This is a genomic window from Pseudomonas sp. TUM22785, from assembly GCF_028198105.1.
GTDB classification, from domain to species: domain Bacteria; phylum Pseudomonadota; class Gammaproteobacteria; order Pseudomonadales; family Pseudomonadaceae; genus Metapseudomonas; species Metapseudomonas solani.
In genome coordinates, this window is record NZ_CP116239.1 from 6123442 (window position 1) to 6138422 (window position 14981).

Here is a 14981-nt window from a genome sequence, read left to right on the forward strand (position 1 = left end):
ATGAAGATCGCCCTTATCGGTGCCAGCGGTTTCGTCGGTTCCGCCGTACTCGCCGAAGCCCTGCAACGCGGCCACCAGGTCACCGCCCTGGTGCGCCACCCGGAAAAACTCGCCGCCCACGAACACCTGAAGGCGCTGCAGGCCGACATCCACGATGCCGCCGCCACCGCGTCGCAACTGGCCGGGCATGACGCCGTCGTCCACGCCTTCAACCCCGGCTGGGGCCGCGAGGACATCCGCGAGCAGTTCATCGCCGGCACCCGCTCGATCTTCGCCGCCACCAATCAGTCCGGCGTCCGCCGCCTGCTGGTGGTCGGCGGTGCCGGCAGCCTCTACGTCGCACCCGGCGTGCAGCTGATCGACACCCCGCACTTCCCCGCCGAATACAAGGAAGGCGCCGAAGGCGCGCGCCAGGCGCTGAACCTGATCCAGGCCGAAATCGCCCTGGACTGGAGCTTCATCTCGCCGCCCGCGCTGCTGCAGCCCGGTGAGCGCACCGGCCGCTTCCGTATCGGCGGCAACGAACTGCTGATGGACGGCGACCACCCGGCCAGCGTCTCGGTGGCCGACCTGGCCGTGGCCATCGTCGACGAGCTGGAAAACCCGCAGCACATCCGCCAGCGCTTCACCGTCGGCTACTGATTCCGGCGCAGGGTGGGCCCGCTTCGGGCGGCCCACCGCACCCCCTTATCCACAAGGAGCAGCCCATGAGCCTCACCGCCTCCGCGCACGTCGTCACCGACACCCCGGCGCGCTACATCAGCCGCCTGTGCAAGCACTTCGCCCACCGCATCCCGGTCAGCTTCGACGAGCACCAGGGGCGCATCGAGTTCGACTTCGGCATCGGCCTGCTGCACGCCGAAGCCGGCGGCCTGACCCTCAAGGTCGAAGCCGCCGACACGGCGAACCTGGAAAAGATGAAGGACGTGATCGCCAGCCACTTCGAACGCTTCGCCTGGCAGGAGGCGCTGCAGCTCGATTGGCGCTGAGACTCACTCCGGCAACGTCAGCTCGATGCTCTCGGCGATGGAGTCTTCCAGGCGCTGCAGTTCGCCGTCGATGGCGGCGCGGCTATCGGCGTGGCGCTGGGCGATGAGGGCGAAGCCGTCGGCCACTTCGAGGAAGGCCATCACCACCAGCGGGTCGAACTCGCTGCCGCTGCCGGCGCTGATGCGCATCACCGCCGCGTCGCCGCTCAGGCTGCTGCGATAGGGGTGGTAGCTGGTGAGCCCGTCGTAGTGGTCCACCACCGCCATCAGGCGCGCCGCGAGGGGTATCTGGTCACCGCGCAGACCCTGTGGATAACCCGAGCCGTCCCAGCGCTCATGGTGCCCGTACTGGATTTCCTTGGCGTAGCCGAGAAAGCTCTGCTCGCTGCCGCCCAGCCGCGCTTCGGCGCGCTCCAGGGCTTCGCGGCCGAGGCGGGTGTGGCTCTGCATCAGGCGCAGGTCATCGCCTTCCAACTGCCCGGGGTTGAGCAGCACGCGATCGGGCAGCGCCACCTTGCCGATGTCGTGCAGCAAGGCCGATTTCGCCATCAGGTTGATGCGTTCCTCGGTCAGCTCCTCGGCCATGCCCGGTTGCTGCCGCGCCAGGGCCGTGCCCAGCAGGCGCATGTACAGCTCGATGCGCACCAGGTGGTTGCCGTCGGGGTTGTCGCGCATGTCGGCGAGGCCCGCCAGGGCTTCGATGGTGGCGTCGTGCAGGTGCTGGATCTCGCGGGTGCGGCGGCGCACCTCCAGCTCCAGGTATTCGCTCTTGTCGCGCAGGAAGTCGGCCGTGGCCTTGAGCTGCAGTTGCGCCTGCACCCGCGCCAGGACGATGGGCGGGCTGATGGGCTTGGTGATGTAGTCCACCGCGCCCAGGTCGAAGCCCTTCTGCTCGTCGGCCATCTCGCTGCGGGCGGTGAGGAAGATCACCGGGATATCGCGGGTGACGGCATCGGTCTTGAGCCGCGCGCAGACTTCGTAGCCGTCCATCTCCGGCATCATCACATCGAGCAGGATCAGGTCCGGGCGCATGTGCCCGGCGGCGATCTTCAACGCCTTGGCGCCGCTGCCGGCCACCTTGACCCGGTAGCGGTCCATCAGCAGCTCGCTCATCAGCTCGAGGTTGTCCGGGGTGTCGTCCACCACCAGGATCACCTCGCGCTCCGATCTGTCCAGCATGCCGACCATCTGCCGCACCTCGTCAAAGTGAAATGTCGCGTTGCCCCGCCATCTCCCGCAGGGCCACCAGCGCCGCCTCGAAATCGTAGCTGCGCACCGCCGACTCCAGCGGCCCGTAACCTTCATTGAAGGCGCTGCGGAGCAATTCCGCCTGTTCCTCGAAGAGCTTGCCGGCGCGCGGGTCGTCGTCCTCGAACAACTGCGCCAGGCGCTTGCACAGGGGCGCCAGGCGCGCCGGGTCGTAGGGGGCGGCGGCCGGTTCCGGTCGCTGCTCGCGCAGCAGCTCGTCGATGGCTCGGACCAGCGCCAGCAGCGGCGGTTCCAGCTCCAGCATCTGGCGCTCCAGCTGGGCCAGGCGCGCACCCTGATGAATGCTGCGCTCCAGGGCTTCGGCCTGGGCCTGCAGCGCCGTCGCCCCGAGGTTGCCCGCCAGCCCGCGCAGGCTGTGGGCCAGGCGTTCGGCGCTGTCGCGATCGCCATCACCCAGTGCCTGGCGCAGGCTGGCGATGAACGCCCGCTGGCCCCTGGCGAACTTGCCGAGCAAGCCGAGGTAGGCCTGCTGCTTGCCCAGCACCCGACGCAGGCCGCTGGCGATATCAACGCCCGGCAACACCCAGTCGGGCAGGTTTGCCACCACCGCCTTGTGCGGCTCGCCCTGCGCCCGTGAGCCCCGCAGCCAGCGGCTGAGGGTAGCCCACAGCTCCAGGGGTTCGATGGGTTTGCTGACGTGGTCGTTCATGCCCGCCTCGATGCAACGCTCGCGGTCGCCGGGCAGGGCGTTGGCGGTCATGGCGATGATCGGCAACTCCAGGAAGCGCGGTTCGCGGCGCAGTTCGCGGGTGGCTTCCAGGCCGTCCATCTCCGGCATCTGCATGTCCATCAGCACCAGCGCGTAGTAGCCCGGCGGCTGCCAGCGCAGGCGGTCGACGGCATCCAGGCCGTTCTCCGCCTGGTCGATGAGCAGGCCGCTTTCCTCCAGCAAGGCGGTGGCCACCTCGCGGTTCAGCGCGTGGTCCTCCACCAGCAGCACACGCTGGTTGTCGAAGCGCGGCATGGCGTCCAGCAGCGCGGCGGTGCTGGGTGGCGGCGGGTTGCCCCCACGGCGCCCCAGGCTGGTCAGGGACGCCTCCAGCAGCACCGAGGGGTTGAGCGGCTTGTGCAGCACTTCGTCGATGCCGGCCTTGTCGGTCTCCCCCAGGTCATCGAAGCCATGGGCGGTGACCAGCAGCATCCGCGGTGGCTTGCGCAGGCCCAGCCGGTGCAGGCGGCGGGCGGTCTCGACGCCATCCAGGCCGGGCATCTGCCAGTCGATGAAGGCCATTTCGAAGGGGTCGTCCTCGCGCTCCGCCTCGGCCACCCGCAGCAGCGCTTCCTCGCCGGATTGCACCGCCTCCACCCGCAGCGCCAGGCTGGCGAGCATGTCGTTGATCACCTGGCGCGCGGCATCGTTGTCGTCCACCACCAGCACGCGGCGGTCGAGCAGGTCGGGCTGCAACAACAGCTCATTGGGCTGCCGGGCCGATACCTGCACCGGCAGCCGGCACCAGAACAGGCTGCCGATGCCCACCCGGCTGTCGACGCCCACGGCGCCGTCCATGGCCTCGGCCAGGCGCCGGCAGATGGCCAGGCCCAGCCCGGAGCCGCCATAGCGCCGGGTGGTGGAGTTGTCCGCCTGCTGGAAGGATTCGAACAGCCGCCCCTGCTGCTCGGCATCCAGGCCGATGCCGGTGTCACGCACCGCCAGGTACAGCTCCAGCTCATCGCCACGCCGGTGCTCGCCACGGACAATCACTTCCACCTCGCCCTGTTCGGTGAACTTCACCGCGTTGTTGGCGTAGTTGATGAGGATCTGGCCGATGCGCAACGGGTCACCCACCAGTTGCAGGGGCAGTTGCGGGTCGATGTTGAACACCAGCTCCAGGCGCTTGCAGGCGGCCTTCTCGCTGATCAGCCCGGAGAGGTTCTCCAGCACCAGCTGCAGGTCGAAGTCGATGCGCTCGACGCTCAGCTTGCCGGCCTCGATACGGGAGAAATCGAGGATGTCGTTGATCACCCCCATCAGGTGCTGGCTGGCCTGCTGGATCTTGCCCAGGTACTCGCGCTGGCGCGGTTCGGGGTCGGTCTTCAGGGCGAGGTGGGTCATGCCGATGATGGCGTTCATCGGCGTGCGGATCTCATGGCTCATGTTGGCCAGGAAGTCGGCCTTCGTCCGCGCGGCTTCCTCGGCCAGTTCCTTGGCCTGCTCCAGGGCTTCCTCGCTGTGCTTGCGCGCGGTGACGTCGCGGCTGACGCCCACCAGGCCCAGCAACTGGCCCTTGTCGTCGTGGAAGGTGGCGCGCACGGTGTCGAACAGCACCTTGCGCCCATCGCGCTGCACCACCCAGTCCTCGCTCTCGAACGGCAGGCTCAGGGCCAGGGCCGCCTGGTCCTGGATCAGGCGCATGCGCGCCCGCTCGGTGGGCAGCAGCTCGGCATCGGTGCGGCCCTGCAAGGCGTCGCGGCTCTGGCCGATGAGATCGGCGAAGGCCTGGTTGGCCCCCAGGTAGCGGCCGTCGGCATCCTTGAACCAGATCGGGTCGGGAATGGCGTTGACCAGCGCCAGCAGGGTGCTGCGCTGGCGTTCGGCCTCGGCTTCGGCACGGCAGCGCTCCTCCACCTGCACCGCCAGGCGACGGTTCCACAGCAGCACGAAGCCCACCAGGACGATCACCCCCAGGGCGAACGGCCAGCCCACCTCGGCGGCCTTGCGCCAGTTGAATTCGGTGAGCGGCGGCAGCCAGCGATCCATGATCGCCTCGCGCTCCTCGCGGTCGATGCTGGCCAGGGCGTGGTCGATCAGGCCGGCCAGCTGCGGCCAGTCGCGGCGCACGCCGAAATGCAGCTCGCTGCTGCCCAGGCCGGATTCGCCGCGCAGCTCCAGGTTGCTCAGGTTGAACTGCCGGATCAGGTAGCTGGCAACGATCATGTTGCCCACGTAGCCGTCGGCACGCCCGGACGACACCGCCCGCAGCGCCGCCTCGGTGTCGGCGGTCTCCACCAGCAGCACCCCCGGCGCACGCTCACGGAGCATGGCCTGCACCGCATAGCCGCGTTCCACCGCCACGCGCTTGCCGGCCAGGTCGGCCACCCCCTGGAGGGCGCTTTCGCGGCGGGTGAAAAGCAGGCTGGTGCTGATCAGGTAGGGCTCGCTGAAGGCTGCCCAGCTCTGCCGCGCTGGGAGCCTGGCCATGGACGGCAGCACATCCACGCGGCGCTCACGCAGGGCGTCCTGGGCTTGCTGCCAGTCATCGAAATAGACCGGTTCGATACCCAGCCCGAGGCGCTCGCCCACCAGGCGCAGGAAGTCGGCGCTGATGCCCTGGTAGCTGCCGTCGGACTCCATCAGGTCGAAGGGCGGCCAGCCATGGCGCGGCACCCCCACGCGGATGCGCGGATGGTCCTGCAGCCAGGCGGCCTCGTCGGCGTCGAACTCGAGCCGCTCGTTTCCGCCCAGGGCCAGGGATGCCAGCAGCATCAGCAGCAGCCATACAGAGGCACGCAACATGGGTCTTTCCTTGTGCTCGTCCACCGCAGTTCAGCTTAGCCAGCGGCAGGGGGTTGGAAAGGTGAGGTGCCGAGTTCAATGGCGCCGAGCGCCCGAGCGCGCCTGCAACTCCGCTCGGTGGACCGGTGAAGCGGGGTCCACCCTACAAGCCGCCAGCCAGCCGGAGAGCCCCGAACAGGGAAGAGGCGTCGAGCCTCAGCGGAACAGCTCGCCCGGCGTGACGCCGAACAGGCCCTTGAAGGCGGCGATGAAGGCCGAGGGCGAGTCGTAGCCGCTGCCGAGGGCGACCTGGGTGACGCTGTGGCCCTGCTCCAGCGGTTGCAGGGCGGCGAGCAGGCGCAGGCGTTGGCGCCATTGGCGGAAGCTGAGGCCGGTCTCGCGCTGGAAGGCGCGCATCAGGGTCTTTTCCGAGGTGGCCAGCAGGCTGGCCCATTCACCCAGGGGGCGGGCCAGGTCGGGCTGCGCCACCAGTTCGCTGCACAGGCGCAGCAGGCGCGGCTCGGCGGGCATGGGCAGGGAGAAGCCCGCCTCCGGCAAGGCGCGCAGCTGATCCAGCAGCACCGCCACCAGGCGCGCTTCGGCGCAGTCGCCCTCTGGGTATTCCACCGGCAGCTCGCAGAAGCCCTTGATCAGCTCGCGGGCCAGCGGCGTCACCTCCAGCACCCGGCAATGGTCCGGTGCCCAGGCGCAGGCGTCGCCGCGCACGTAGAGGCTGCGCATCTCGGCATTCATCGAGGTGACCACTTCGTGCTCCAGCCCGGCCGGCACCCAGATCGCCCAGTGCGGCGGGGCGAAGAAGCTGCCCGCGGCAGTGTGCACGCCGAGCACGCCACTGATGGCGTAGGAGAGCTGCACCCAGTCGTGGCTGTGGCGCGCCGTCCAGGAGCCGGCGCGCAGGCTTTCCGCCCGCGCATAGAGCGGCCGGGGCAGCACGTCGAGGCTGGGAATGCTGCGTTGCAGGTCGATCTGTCCGTTTGGCGACATCTTCTGATCCGCTGTCGTTAGACGGTCGGATTCTGCGCCCGTTAACCTGCGGCCTCAATCCCGTTCGCTGCACGGAGGCCCCATGTCGGCACTCAAACCCCTCAAGCGCCTGGTCACCGACTGGTTCCTCGGCGGCATGCTCGTGGCCGTGGCACTGGCCTGGCTGTTCCCGGACATCGGCCGCCACGGCGGCGTGCTGCATGCCGAGAGCCTGATCAACGCCGGGGTGTTCCTGGTGTTCTTCCTGCACGGCATCAACCTGTCCACCGAGCAGATCCGCAAGGGCCTGAGCAACTGGCGCCTGCACATCATGGTGCAGGTCTTCACCTTCGCCCTGTTCCCGCTGGTGTGGCTGGCGGTGGACAGGCTGTTCGGCAAGCAACTGCCGCCGGCCCTGATGCTGGGCTTCTTCTACCTCTGCGCCCTGCCCTCGACCATTTCCTCGTCGGTGGCGCTGACCGGCAGCGCCGGCGGCAACGTGCCGGCAGCCATTCTCAACGCCAGCCTGTCGAGCCTGCTGGGGGTGTTCCTGACGCCCTGGCTGATCAGCCTGGTGGCCGATTCCAATGGCGGCATCGACCTGGGCAAGACACTGATCGACCTGAGCCTGCTGCTGCTCCTGCCGCTGGTGCTGGGCCAGGCGCTGCGCCCGCTGTGGGGCAAATTCTTCGCCCGCTACAAGCGCTACACGGCGGTGTTCGACAAGCTGGTGATCCTGCTGCTGGTGTTCGCCTCGTTCAGCGATTCGGTGGCCGGCGGCATCTGGCAGCAACAAGGGCCGGAAACCCTGGTCATCGCCTTCGTCGGCAGCGCCCTGCTGCTGGCGCTGATGCTCTGGCTCACCACCCGCTCGGCGCGGGCGCTGGGCTTCAACCACGAGGACGAGATCGCCGCGGTGTTCTGCGCCACCAAGAAATCCCTGGCGGCCGGCGCACCCATGGCGGCGATCATCTTCGGCGCCAACCCGGCGCTGGGCCTGATCCTGCTGCCGATCATGCTCTACCACCAGATGCAGCTGATCGTCTGCTCGGTGATGGCCGAGCGCTACGCCAACCGTGGCCGCGAGCTGACCCAGGCGCAGGCGAGCGCGGCCTGACACCCACCCTCGAAAAGCACGCGAAAAAAAGGGCGGCCCAACCTGTGGGCCGCCCTAAATCACGGAGTTGCATACATCATGTGACCCGCGATGGATTGCGGTCACGGGTATTGGATTACTTTTCGATGATCGCGGTCACACCTTGCCCGCCTGCGGCGCAGATCGAGATCAGCCCGCGACCCTTTTCCGCCACCGAAAGCAGCTTGGCCAGGTTGGCGACGATGCGCCCGCCGGTGGCTGCGAAGGGGTGGCCGGCGGCCAGGGAGCTGCCCTTGACGTTCATCTTGCTGCGATCGATGGAGCCCAGCGGCTGGTCGAGGCCGAGGCGGGTCTTGCAGTAGTCGGCGTCTTCCCAGGCCTTGAGGGTGCAAAGCACCTGGGCGGCGAAGGCCTCATGGATTTCGTAGAAGTCGAAGTCCTGCAGGGTCAGGCCGTTGCGCGCCAGCAGACGCGGCACCGCATAGACCGGCGCCATCAGCAGGCCTTCCTTGCCACCGACGAAATCCACCGCCGCCGCTTCGCCGTCCTTGAAGTAGGCGAGGATCGGCAGCCCGCGCGCCTTGGCCCACTCCTCGCTGGCCAGCAGCACCACGGAGGCGCCATCGGTGAGCGGGGTGGAGTTGGCGGCGGTCATGGTGCCGCGCGGGCCCTTGTCGAACACCGGCTTGAGGGTGGCGAGCTTCTCCGGATTGATGTCCGCGCGCAGGTTCTGGTCGCGGGTCAGGCCGAGGAAGGGGGTCAGCAGGTCGTTCTGCCAGCCTTCGGCATAGGCCGCGGCGAGCTTCTGGTGGCTGGCCACGGCCAGGGCGTCCTGCTCGTCACGGGGGATGGACCAGGTCTGCGCCATCAGCTCGCAGGACTCGCCCATGGAAAGCCCGGTACGCGGCTCGCCGTTACGCGGGATGTGCGGCGCCAGGTGGCGCGGGCGCACCTTGAGCAGGCTCTTGATCTTGTCGCCGGTGGTCTTGCCGCGGTTGGCTTCCAGGAGGATCTTGCGCAGCTCCTCGTGCACGCCGATGGGCGCGTCGGAGGTGGTGTCGACGCCGCCGGCGATGCCGCTGTCGATCTGCCCGAGGGCGATCTTGTTAGCCACCAGGATGGCCGCCTCCAGGCCGGTGCCGCAGGCCTGCTGGATGTCATAGGCACTGGTTTCCGGCGCCAGGCGCGAGCCCAGCACGCATTCGCGGGCCAGGTTGAAGTCACGGGAATGCTTGAGCACGGCACCGGCGACGAACTCGCCGATGCGCTCGCCGTGCAGGTTGTAGCGCTCCACCAGGCCTTCCAGCGCGCTGGTGAGCATCTGCTGGTTGGTGGCGGTGGCGTACACCGTGTTGGAACGGGCGAACGGAATGCGATTGCCGCCGACGATGGCGACCCGGCGCAGCTGGGTCATGGGTGACTCCTTGCCTGGGGAATGGATTGCGGTGCGCAACGTTGGCGACAAGACTAGCCGCCCGCCTGGCCGTCGCATTGGCCGCCTTGCCAACAGAGTGGTCAACACGGTCAATTGCGCGATTGTGATGTCTGCGTAGAGTGAGCCCCACTTCATTTATGCGTGCAGGAGCCTGCCCCCATGTCCGACCGTTATCTCGCCTTCGCCAACTCCAACGCCGGCCGACGCCTGGTCGGCGCCCTCGGGCTGCCCGCGCCGATACGCCTGGAGCGCTGGATGGCGGGCCGCACCCGGCCGGTGGATGGCGCCCTGCTGCTGGGAGGTGAGGGGGCCCTGGCCGAAGCCACCAGCGGCGTGCTGAACAAGCTCACCGACCAATCCTTCGCTACCGAGGAAGGCCGCTTCGGCCTGACCCGCTGGACCGCCGAGCACGGCCCGAAACTCAAGGCGCTGGTGTTCGACGCCAGCGGCCTGACCCGCTTCGAGCAGTTGATCGAGCTGCGCAACTTCTTCCAGCCGGCCTTCAAGGGCCTGGGCAAGTGCCCGCGCGTGGTGGTACTGGGCCGCCCGCCGGAGTCGCTGAAGGACACCGTGGCCGCCAGCGTGCAGCGCTCTCTGGAAGGCTTCACCCGCTCCCTGGGCAAGGAAATCCGCCGGGGCGGCAACGTGCAGCTGGTGTACGTCGGCAAGGGTGCCGAGGACCAGCTCGAAGGCGCCCTGCGCTTCTTCCTCTCGCCCAAGAGCGCCTATGTTTCCGGCCAGGTGCTGCGCCTCTCCGCCAGCAGCGCCCAGGTCAAGGACTGGAGCCGCCCGCTCAATGGCCTGAAGGCGCTGGTCACCGGCGCCTCCCGCGGCATCGGTGCGGCCATCGCCGAAACCCTGGCCCGTGACGGCGCCGACGTGGTGCTGCTGGACGTGCCCCAGGCCAAGGACTCCCTCGACGCCCTGGCCGCACGCCTGGGCGGGCGTGGCATCGCCCTGGACATCTGCGCCGCCGACGCCGCCGCGCAATTGGTAGAAGCGCTGCCGGACGGCCTCGACATTGTGGTGCACAACGCCGGCATCACCCGCGACAAAACCCTGGCGAAGATGAGCGATGCCTTCTGGGACTCGGTGATCAACGTCAACCTCAACGCCCCGCAGGTGCTGACCCAGGCCCTGCTCGACGCCGGCAAGCTGCACGACAACGGCCGCGTGGTGCTGATCGCCTCCATCAGCGGCATCGCCGGCAACATGGGCCAGACCAACTACGCGGTGAGCAAGGCCGGCGTCATCGGCCTGGCACAGGCCTGGGCCCCGGCCCTGGGCAAGCGCGGCATCACCATCAACGCCGTGGCCCCGGGCTTCATCGAAACCCAGATGACCGCCGCCATCCCCCTGACCATCCGCGAAGCCGGCCGCCGCATGAACTCCATGAGCCAGGGCGGCCTGCCCCAGGACGTCGCCGAAGCCGTGGCCTGGTTCGCCCAGCCCAGCTCGGGGTCGTTGACTGGGCAGGTGATGCGCGTGTGTGGGCAAAGTCTGCTTGGAGCGTAAAAGCAGCTGGAAGCTGGAAGAAAGAGCTTTGGGGGCTGGGAGCTGGTTGTCACTTGTAGGGTGGGCTTCAGCCCACCAGCGATGTAACCGGTGGGCTGAAGCCCACCCTACGCGCAGAGCCCCGCTTCCAGCTTCAGGCCTCTAGCTTCCAGCTGGCGACAAGCGACAAGAAAAAAGCCGGGACCTGTGTGCCCGGCTTTGACGTTGCGGTGTGATCGGTTGGCTGAAGCCCACCCTACGCGCAGAACCCTGCTTCCAGCTTCAGGCTTCTAGCTTCCAGCTAGTTCCCCGCCGGCTTCCCCCGCCTCCGGAATTCCACCGGCGTCTCCCCCACCCAGCGTTTGAACGCGCGATAGAAGGTGCTCGGCTCCGAGAAGCCGGTGCGCTCGACTATCACTTCGATGCGCTCGTCGGTTTTCAGCAGCAGTTCCTTGGCCAGGCGGCAGCGGTAGTCGGTGACCAGGTCGTTGAAGCGCACGCCGGCCATGGCCAGGCGTTCGCGCAGGCGGCGGGCGGGCATGTTGAGGCGGGCGGCGACCTGCTCCAGGGTCGCGCCGCCGTCCACCAGCAGTTCGCCGATCAGTTCACGCACCTTGCGCACCAGGTCCAGGCGTTCCACTTCGGCCAGTTGTCGGCGGGCCAGGGATTCGTGCATGCGCAGCAATTCCGGGGCGGCGTGGCGCGAGGGCTTGTCCAGCACCGCGGCATCGAACACCAGGGCATAGCGCTCGGCACCCAGGCGTGCGGGGCAGCCGTACACCGCCTGGTAACGCTCGGCAGCCGCGCCTTCGGTGTGCATCAGTTGCACTTCGCAGGCCTTGAAGTCGCCTTCGGTCAGGGCGTCGAACAGGCGGATCACCGCGCCGGCGAGCATCTCCGGGAAGTGGCGGTTGATGCTGGCGTCCTGCCCCAGGGAGAGCACGGCGCGCTCGCCTTCGACTTCCAGGCGCGCGTTGAGGGTGTCGGACAGCAGGCGCACGTAGCGCAGGGCGTGGCGCAGGCCTTCGCCGAAGGTCTCGCTGGAGAGGAAGAGGTATTCGAGCAGCAGCCCGTGGAAGGCCGGCAGGTGCCCGGCCAGGTGCAGGCCGACGTGCTCCTCGGCGCATTCCTCGGCGGCGGCTTTCCAGAACAGGGTCTGCGCCGTATGGGGGAAACGGCCGGCGGGCAGCCCGCCCGGCGGCAGGCCGACACGCACCAGCACCTTGTCAGGGTCGGCACCGCTGGCTCGCAGGGCGTCGATCACCGGGCGCATCAGCGCCACGTCGTCGGTCAGATCACGCATCATTTTCTGAATATTCTTGTTATGCGGGGCGGGGGCCATCTTATGCATCTTCAGGCCCCCCGCTCAAGGCGCGGATAGCGATTGCAGACGGATTGACTCGCCTGCCAGCCGCGCTTGCCCCACGGCCAATGCACCCCGCCTGCGGGCGGCTAAGCTGCACCGTTCCGCAACGAGGAGACTGCCCATGGCCACCGACTGGCTCGACCTGCCTGCCCCACCCGCCCTGCCCGGCCTGTTCGCCCGCGCGGCCCTGCGCCGTGGCGCCACCGGCCGCACCCTGCCGGACCTCGGCCTGCGCAGCCAGGTGGACGTGGATGCCCGGCACCTGGCGCGCTACCGGCAGGTCTGCGGTTTCAAGGACAACGGCCAGCTGCCGCCCACCTACCCGCACATCCTCGCCTTCCCGCTGCAGATGCAGCTGCTCACCGACAAGCGCTTCCCCTTCCCGCTGCTGGGCCTGGTGCACCTGGAAAATCGTATCCGCGTATTGCGCACCCTCGGCGGCCTCGGCCCCTTCCGCGTCAGCGTCGCGGTGGAAGGCCTGCGCCCCCACGACAAGGGCGTGACCTTCAGCCTGATCACCCGCCTGGAAGACCAGCTCGGCCTGCTCTGGGAAGGCGACAGCCGCATCCTCTTCCGTGGCATGCGCCTGGACGGCAACGCCCCCGAGCGCGCCGAGAGCGAAGCCCTGCCCCTGGAGGAGATCGACCACTGGCGCGCCCCGGCGGACATCGGCCGGCGTTACGCCAAGGTCGCCGGCGACTACAACCCGATCCACCTGTCGGCGCCCACCGCCAAGCTGTTCGGCTTCCCCCGCGCCATCGCTCATGGCCTGTGGAACAAGGCGCGCACCCTGGCCGCCCTCGCCTCGCGCCTGCCCGATGCCGGCTACGAGGTGGAGGTGCGCTTCCAGAAGCCGGTGCTGCTGCCCGCCGAGGTACGCCTGCTGGCCAGCGCCCCCGCCGCCGAGGGCCAGTTCGCCCTGCGCGGCAAGGACGACCTGCCGCACATGGCCGGCAGCTGGGGCCCGCTGCAGGGCTGACGGCCGAGGCTTGCGCGGCGCCAGCCGGCGCACCAAGCTATGCGGCTCCAGGAGAGCCGCATGAACCTCGCAGAACTGACCCAACGCCTGCACGCCATCCGTGACCATAACGATTGGCGGCCATTTCACAGCCCGAAGAACCTGGCCATGGCCGCCAGCGTCGAGATGGCCGAGCTGGTGGAAATCTTCCAGTGGCTCAGCGAGGACCAGTCCCGCCAGCTGCCCGCCGCCACGCTCGAGCACGCCGGCCAGGAAGTGGGCGACATCGTCCTCTACCTGCTGCTGATGTGCAGCGAACTGGGCATCGACATGGAGCAGGCGGTACGCGCCAAGCTGGCCGACAGCGAGAGGCGCTTCGTCCAATGAGCGCCCCGACCACCGACGACCGTCACTTCGACGAACTCGCCACGCGCTTCGCCGAGAAGATCTATGGCGGCGCCAAGGGCGCCATCCGCCTGGCGGTGCTCCAGGCCGACCTCGCCGAAGCCCTGCCCGAGCGCCCGCTGCGGGTGCTCGACGTGGGCGCCGGGCTCGGCCACATGAGCCTGTGGCTGGCCCAGCGCGGCCACCAGGTCACCCTCGCCGAACCTGCCGAACCCATGCTCGAAGGCGCCCGCGCGCGCTTCGCCGAAGCCGGCGTCGAGGCCACCTTCATCCAGGCGCCCTGGCAGGACCTGCTCGGCCAGCTCACCGAGCCCTACGACCTGGTGCTCTGCCACGCCGTGCTGGAGTGGCTCGCCGAGCCCCACGCCATCCTCCCGGTGCTGCACCAGTTGACGGCGCCGGGCGGCTGGTTGTCCCTGGCGTTCTACAATCGGGATGCACTGATCTACCGCAACCTGCTCAAGGGCCATTTCCGCAAGCTGCGACGCAACCGCTTCGCCGGCGAAGGCCAGAGCCTGACCCCGCAGCAACCGCTGGACCCGCGGGAGCTGGCCGGGCAACTCGAGGGGGTGTGGAAGGTCGAAACCCAGAGCGGCGTGCGGGTTTTCCATGACTACATGCCGAGTGAATTCCAGGCCAAGGCCGAGCTGGTCGACCTCCTGGAAATGGAGCTGGCCCACCGTCGCCACCCGAGCTTCATGGGGCTGGGACGGTACCTGCACTGGATCTGCAGACCCCAATAAGAGAGCCCCCACGGGCTCGCCTCGACGGAGGCCCCATGAAACACACTGCCCTTCCTGTATTCACCGCCCTCGCCCTGCTGGCGCTCGCCGGCTGCCAGAGCGCCAACCCCTACAAGGCCGAATCCAGGCCGATGCCGCCGGCCCCGCCGGAGGCGGCCACCACCTTCGACCGCTCCGCCTACCCGGCGGCCCCGCGCGACTTCGGCCGCTACCGCAACTGGACCTGGCTCAACGGCCGCCTGCCCGCCGGCAACAGCTGGGCGACGCCGGAGCAGATGGTCGACATCGTCAACGCCGGGCTGGACCAGCACGGCCTGCGCCAGTCCCGCGAGCCCGCCGCCGCCGACCTCAAGGTCGCCGCCAGCCTGCGGTTCGAGAAGCGCCTGCGCCAGTACAACGATTCCAGCGGCGCCTACTACGGCAACGGCCCCTACCGCGACCAGTACGGCGCCTGGGCCACGGTGCCCCTGGTGCGCACCTACGAGCAGGAAGTGGCGGTGGTCTACCTGGAGTTCTACGACGCCCGCGACAACCAACCTGTGTGGAGCGGCAGCGCCGAGAGCGACGCCAGCGGCAGCCGCAGCGACCGCACCACCGCACTGCGCGAAGCCATCAAGGAAGCCCTGGACAACTACCCGCCCCGCTGAGCCCAACCGCCCGGTGCCTCCGCCCGTCCCGCCTCACCCGGGGGTGGGCGGAGCGATTCGCCACTCCCTCCCTGCACCATGCTCCTTTCCGGGCGCTCGACGAACGGAACCGCAATACGCCGTCACGATCCACATGGAAGCAGTCGCCGGCTTGCACGAAAT

The 14981-nt window shown here is 68.7% G+C and carries 13 protein-coding genes; 8 read left to right on the plus strand and 5 right to left on the minus strand.

Translation table 11 applies throughout. The annotated features are described in order from the left end of the window. Both PI990_RS27875 and PI990_RS27880 read left to right on the plus strand, forming a co-directional pair. Window positions 1–642, plus strand: coding sequence for an NAD(P)-dependent oxidoreductase (locus PI990_RS27875; RefSeq protein ID WP_271659110.1), 642 nt, complete (start codon window positions 1–3; stop codon window positions 640–642). A gap of 65 nt (window positions 643–707) precedes the next feature. Continuing rightward, a complete protein-coding gene (locus tag PI990_RS27880) occupies window positions 708–989 on the plus strand; it encodes a DUF2218 domain-containing protein (protein ID WP_021219727.1) in 282 nt (93 codons plus the stop codon). Between the two features lie 3 nt (window positions 990–992). Here PI990_RS27880 and PI990_RS27885 read toward each other — a convergent pair whose 3' ends face one another. The 3 genes from PI990_RS27885 to PI990_RS27895 form a co-directional block, all read right to left on the minus strand. Next, on the minus strand, window positions 993–2177 hold the full coding sequence (locus tag PI990_RS27885) for a response regulator (protein WP_271659111.1): 1185 nt from the start codon (window positions 2175–2177) through the stop codon (window positions 993–995). Between the two features lie 13 nt (window positions 2178–2190). Continuing rightward, window positions 2191–5712, minus strand: coding sequence for a response regulator (locus PI990_RS27890; RefSeq protein WP_271659112.1), 3522 nt, complete (start codon window positions 5710–5712; stop codon window positions 2191–2193). Between the two features lie 195 nt (window positions 5713–5907). Continuing rightward, window positions 5908–6696 (minus strand): AraC family transcriptional regulator, encoded by a 789-nt coding sequence (locus PI990_RS27895; RefSeq protein ID WP_271659113.1) that lies wholly within the window; start codon window positions 6694–6696, stop codon window positions 5908–5910. A gap of 82 nt (window positions 6697–6778) precedes the next feature. Here PI990_RS27895 and PI990_RS27900 point away from each other — a divergent pair, with 82 nt between their 5' ends. After that, a complete protein-coding gene (locus PI990_RS27900; protein ID WP_271659114.1) occupies window positions 6779–7792 on the plus strand; it encodes a bile acid:sodium symporter family protein in 1014 nt (337 codons plus the stop codon). A 115-nt stretch (window positions 7793–7907) separates the two neighbouring features. Here the strand turns inward: PI990_RS27900 and PI990_RS27905 are convergent, their stop codons facing one another. Beyond that, window positions 7908–9185, minus strand: a complete 1278-nt coding sequence (locus PI990_RS27905; protein ID WP_271659115.1) for an acetyl-CoA C-acetyltransferase — start codon at window positions 9183–9185, stop codon at window positions 7908–7910. A 180-nt stretch (window positions 9186–9365) separates the two neighbouring features. On the opposite strand from PI990_RS27905, the gene PI990_RS27910 reads away from it, so the two are divergent. Next, complete coding sequence (locus PI990_RS27910; protein WP_271659116.1) at window positions 9366–10721, plus strand: 3-oxoacyl-ACP reductase; 1356 nt, start codon at window positions 9366–9368, stop codon at window positions 10719–10721. A 280-nt stretch (window positions 10722–11001) separates the two neighbouring features. Here PI990_RS27910 and PI990_RS27915 read toward each other — a convergent pair whose 3' ends face one another. Next, the gene (locus PI990_RS27915) at window positions 11002–12003 is read right to left on the minus strand and encodes an AraC family transcriptional regulator (protein ID WP_271661365.1); all 1002 of its coding nucleotides are present in this window, start codon (window positions 12001–12003) and stop codon (window positions 11002–11004) included. A 184-nt stretch (window positions 12004–12187) separates the two neighbouring features. On the opposite strand from PI990_RS27915, the gene PI990_RS27920 reads away from it, so the two are divergent. The 4 genes from PI990_RS27920 to PI990_RS27935 are packed head-to-tail and all read left to right on the plus strand — an operon-like array spanning window position 12188 to window position 14819. Beyond that, entirely contained in the window at window positions 12188–13045 is an 858-nt protein-coding gene (locus PI990_RS27920) for a MaoC family dehydratase (RefSeq protein ID WP_043244613.1), read from the plus strand. A gap of 60 nt (window positions 13046–13105) precedes the next feature. After that, entirely contained in the window at window positions 13106–13411 is a 306-nt protein-coding gene (locus PI990_RS27925; RefSeq protein ID WP_021219718.1) for a nucleotide pyrophosphohydrolase, read from the plus strand. Further along, window positions 13408–14172, plus strand: a complete 765-nt coding sequence (locus tag PI990_RS27930; protein WP_271659117.1) for a methyltransferase domain-containing protein — start codon at window positions 13408–13410, stop codon at window positions 14170–14172. Before PI990_RS27925 ends, PI990_RS27930 begins: the two co-directional genes overlap by 4 nt. A gap of 35 nt (window positions 14173–14207) precedes the next feature. Continuing rightward, a complete protein-coding gene (locus PI990_RS27935) occupies window positions 14208–14819 on the plus strand; it encodes a DUF4136 domain-containing protein (RefSeq protein WP_271659118.1) in 612 nt (203 codons plus the stop codon). The last annotated feature ends 162 nt before the right edge of the window (window positions 14820–14981 follow it).

Coding starts and splice junctions, on each gene's coding strand:
- PI990_RS27875 (WP_271659110.1), top strand. CDS start 1: ATGAAGATCGCCCTTATCGGTGCCAGCGGTTTCGTCGGTTCCGCCGTA.
- PI990_RS27880 (WP_021219727.1), top strand. CDS start 708: ATGAGCCTCACCGCCTCCGCGCACGTCGTCACCGACACCCCGGCGCGC.
- PI990_RS27885 (WP_271659111.1), bottom strand. CDS start 2,177: ATGGTCGGCATGCTGGACAGATCGGAGCGCGAGGTGATCCTGGTGGTG.
- PI990_RS27890 (WP_271659112.1), bottom strand. CDS start 5,712: ATGTTGCGTGCCTCTGTATGGCTGCTGCTGATGCTGCTGGCATCCCTG.
- PI990_RS27895 (WP_271659113.1), bottom strand. CDS start 6,696: ATGTCGCCAAACGGACAGATCGACCTGCAACGCAGCATTCCCAGCCTC.
- PI990_RS27900 (WP_271659114.1), top strand. CDS start 6,779: ATGTCGGCACTCAAACCCCTCAAGCGCCTGGTCACCGACTGGTTCCTC.
- PI990_RS27905 (WP_271659115.1), bottom strand. CDS start 9,185: ATGACCCAGCTGCGCCGGGTCGCCATCGTCGGCGGCAATCGCATTCCG.
- PI990_RS27910 (WP_271659116.1), top strand. CDS start 9,366: ATGTCCGACCGTTATCTCGCCTTCGCCAACTCCAACGCCGGCCGACGC.
- PI990_RS27915 (WP_271661365.1), bottom strand. CDS start 12,003: ATGCGTGATCTGACCGACGACGTGGCGCTGATGCGCCCGGTGATCGAC.
- PI990_RS27920 (WP_043244613.1), top strand. CDS start 12,188: ATGGCCACCGACTGGCTCGACCTGCCTGCCCCACCCGCCCTGCCCGGC.
- PI990_RS27925 (WP_021219718.1), top strand. CDS start 13,106: ATGAACCTCGCAGAACTGACCCAACGCCTGCACGCCATCCGTGACCAT.
- PI990_RS27930 (WP_271659117.1), top strand. CDS start 13,408: ATGAGCGCCCCGACCACCGACGACCGTCACTTCGACGAACTCGCCACG.
- PI990_RS27935 (WP_271659118.1), top strand. CDS start 14,208: ATGAAACACACTGCCCTTCCTGTATTCACCGCCCTCGCCCTGCTGGCG.